The organism is Microvirga sp. 2TAF3, from assembly GCF_052114965.1.
In the GTDB taxonomy this organism is placed as follows: Bacteria; Pseudomonadota; Alphaproteobacteria; order Rhizobiales; family Beijerinckiaceae; genus Microvirga.
This window is the reverse complement of record NZ_JBFRFT010000040.1, coordinates 1-3,156: the sequence shown is the minus strand read 5'-3', so window position 1 is coordinate 3,156 and position 3,156 is coordinate 1. Positions and strand designations below refer to the sequence as shown.

The window sequence follows — 3,156 nt, the reverse complement described above, 5'->3', positions numbered from 1 at the left end:
TCAAAGAGCACACGCATCATCCGATGCGCACAGTATCCGAAGAAAACAGCGCCCAAGCCCGGAAATCTCACTTCCCGGCCCCAGCCGCCCGTTCTTCAAAAGAAAACCCGGAGCAACCAATCAATCGGCAACTCCGCGATGAACCCGATATAGACATGGCCATCGTTCCCGTCAAGTACAAATTCGAATTTTTTGAACTCGAGTTCGTATTTATACTTTTTGTTTACAGAAATGGCAAGTAATATCGTTCGCAGAAACATATTGAGTTATGCGTCTACGTAAATCCAGTGAATTAAATTCCTGGATCGTCTTTCAGATGTCGTCAGAGGAGCTCTTGAAAGCGCTCGAAAACTTCGAGGATTCAGGCTCATGCCTATAATCCAGTACACAATGCCTTACCTTTGGAAGGGTCGATCAAGCCTGAACGGCTTATAATCGCATGCTTCTGAAGGCGCAGCATCGGCCCCTGGCGGGTGCCGGGAGGCTGACGATCACTGTGTCTGGAGAAGGCGCTCGCCGATAGAGCGGCGCCAGGGGGACACATAATCAATTCCCTCCATATTGCAAGAGGGGATGTTCATCTGCTGTCCCAGCCTTCCAACAGCGCCACGGCCGAACCTGCGCTGACGGTTCTCAGAGCTGTTCAGGTCGCGCCGCTATCGATCGAGTGGTAGAGCTGCCCTTGTCGCTGACGCCGATGATCGCGATGCCGCGGCCTCATCGTCGACATCGCTGAAATTGCTAATTCCGGTGGCTCCGATCGGCGCCGTCACCGAGGTAGAGCCGGCAGTCGAGTCATTCATGGGGGCGAGAGAGTCCTCATCGATGTCGCTCCGCCCGGCCGAATCCGTCACGATATAGTTAAAAGACGTGGTCCGCGTCGCGTCCTGCGCGAGATCGGCGAAGTCGCCACTATCGGCAAACTGGAAGATGCCGTTGGAATTCAGCAGGGCGCGCCCGCCACCTGCAAGATTGTTCCACTGACCGATATTAGCCGCGACCCCGTTGATATGCGTGACGGCTTGCAGATCGACGACGCCCAGCGGGCCACCTTTGTCGAGATCCACGTCATTGGACAGAACATTCTTGCCGCTCGGCAGCGTGCCGGCTTTAATGTCATAGGAATCGGGAGCCGCCTCCGGCGCATCCTCCAACTGGTTGTCGTAGAACACCGTCTGATCGACATTCGTTCCGGCTGTGGAAAGTCCGAATTGGAGCAAGGATGGGCATTTGGGCGGCTCCCTCCACGCTCTCCTTCTGCTGGCGCTTGGATTTTGACTACGCCTTAAGAGGTATGGGCACTATTCAAGGCTAGTGAGATTGTTCGGCACAGGAATGGCGTCAGAATAGAATGCCTTCATGATGAGGATCCAACATTCCCGGAGCGTTGCGATGCTGGCATCCACATTGGCCATCCTTATGTCCATGCTGAGCATCGCCGCGGGGGCCGTTCTTGCCACCTTGACCCTAGGAATGTTCCTGCTGATGAGCATCTTCGTCTGGGCGACAGGGTGGGATGGGGTTTGGTTCGTGCTACGTGCCCTGTTCGTCGTTACGATTATTGCTCTTGTGGCAAGAGAGATTTTCATGAGCATTCTGGGATTGGGATGGACGTGGCTCCTGCGCTCAGAGGGGGGAACCCTCGAAGTCGGCTCATCAAGAATTCTCGGTCTTGATGGATTTGCCGGTTGATCCTCGCTTGCCGTGGGCCTTGCGGCGCTCTTTCGTGGTTACCAGCCCTGGAAACAGAGAAGAGTATCGCGGCATTGTTGGAGTGCGGCACGGACGGCTTCAGGCCGCAAGCACCAATGAGCCATCAGCCAGAGTACGAAATCATCTGTAAGGACAACCATGAATAGAATCGTGTTACGTATTCTTGCGTGGCTACTCGTCACCGCGGTCGCAATCTTCACTCTTTCTCCCATTGAACTGCGTCCTATGACAGGGGCGCCTGCTGACTTCGAGCGGCTTGCAGCCTTTGCGCTGGTCGGTGGCATGTTCTGTCTTGCCTATCCAAGACACCGCATTGCAATCGTCTTGTTCTTGATCGGTGTCGCCGGTCTTCTCGAAGTGATGCAGCACATTGTTCCAGGCCGTCATGGACGAAGCCACGACTTTGCCGTCAAAGCAGTCGCTGTCGTTACAGGCTCAATTCTTACCATCCTCATTGAACGGATCACGACACGGACGTCATCCGAACCGGTGGCCAGCCAAGATGTTTCCTAGAGTCCGATCGTGTCCGATGAAAACATGATCGGACGTTCGGCTTTCGATGTGCGTGACCTTTCTGGAAGGCCGGATGGGAATCTTCTCGCTTTGCTCTTGCCGAGCATGAGTTGTTAAGCGACGTCGACTAATTCCGGCTGCCACCTGGAACGAAAACGGCCCTGGTCGGAAACCAGGGCCGCTTCTGATAGAGGCGTTGCTCTTGTCAGGTCGTCAGATCACATAGAAATCAGTATGTGACATCTTGAGGTACTTGGAGACCGTTGCGAACTGCACCGCCGCGCCGGCACCGTTGCCGTCCGCATCGTAGTAAAGAGCGCCGGTCTTGTTGTTATAGATAATCCGGTCGTCGGCATCGTGCGCCTTCGTGCCGGTCCAGAATGCGCCGGAAGCCAGGCCGCCTTCCGCGAGCTTCGTAAAGATCGCGTGATCCAGGTTGATCGTATCGTCCTGGTAGGAGGATGCGTAGGAAGCCTTCGTATGGAAGTCCGTGATCTTCGCGACGTTGTTCGTACTCAGCTTAGTGTTGAACACGAAGACGTCTCGGCCTGCACCACCGGTCAGCACATCCTTTCCGCCCCCACCGATCAGATAGTCGTTTCCATCGTGACCATAGATCTTGTCGATGCCGGACGTGCCCCGCAGAACGTCGTTGCCATCCGTGCCATGGATCGTTGAGGTCGGAGTGGGCGTCGGCGTTGGCGTGGGGGTAGGTGTCGGGTCCGGCGTGGGCGTAGGAGTCGGATCTGGCGTGGGGGTCGGCGTCGGCGTGGGAGAACCCGTCCCCTTGACCATATCGAAGCCGGTGTACTGGACGGCCATGCTTTCCGAAGCGGTCGAGCGGTAGACGCCTTCCTTCCAGTACGGGCCGACCTGATCGGGATAGCCGAGCGCGCCGTTGTAATGGACGAGCTGGGTGCCGTCGCGCCA

At 56.2% G+C, this 3,156-nt stretch carries 4 protein-coding genes and 1 pseudogene; 3 read left to right on the top strand and 2 right to left on the bottom strand.

What is annotated here, in order from left to right:
* Positions 1 to 242 (top strand): hypothetical protein (locus AB4Y97_RS20780; protein ID WP_442000939.1); only part of this gene is annotated, 242 nt, incomplete at its 5' end.
* A gap of 414 nt (positions 243 to 656) precedes the next feature.
* Here the strand turns inward: AB4Y97_RS20780 and AB4Y97_RS20775 are convergent.
* On the bottom strand, positions 657 to 1,172 hold the full coding sequence (locus tag AB4Y97_RS20775) for an Ig-like domain-containing protein (RefSeq protein WP_442000938.1): 516 nt from the start codon (positions 1,170 to 1,172) through the stop codon (positions 657 to 659).
* 220 nt (positions 1,173 to 1,392) lie between these two features.
* Here AB4Y97_RS20775 and AB4Y97_RS20770 point away from each other — a divergent pair, with 220 nt between their 5' ends.
* Entirely contained in the window at positions 1,393 to 1,692 is a 300-nt protein-coding gene (locus tag AB4Y97_RS20770; protein ID WP_442000937.1) for a hypothetical protein, read from the top strand.
* A gap of 159 nt (positions 1,693 to 1,851) precedes the next feature.
* The gene (locus tag AB4Y97_RS20765) at positions 1,852 to 2,226 is read left to right on the top strand and encodes a VanZ family protein (protein ID WP_442000936.1); all 375 of its coding nucleotides are present in this window, start codon (positions 1,852 to 1,854) and stop codon (positions 2,224 to 2,226) included.
* Between the two features lie 213 nt (positions 2,227 to 2,439).
* On the opposite strand, the pseudogene AB4Y97_RS20760 reads toward AB4Y97_RS20765, so the two are convergent.
* Positions 2,440 to 3,156 (bottom strand): annotated as a pseudogene (locus AB4Y97_RS20760) (hypothetical protein); the annotation flags it as partial.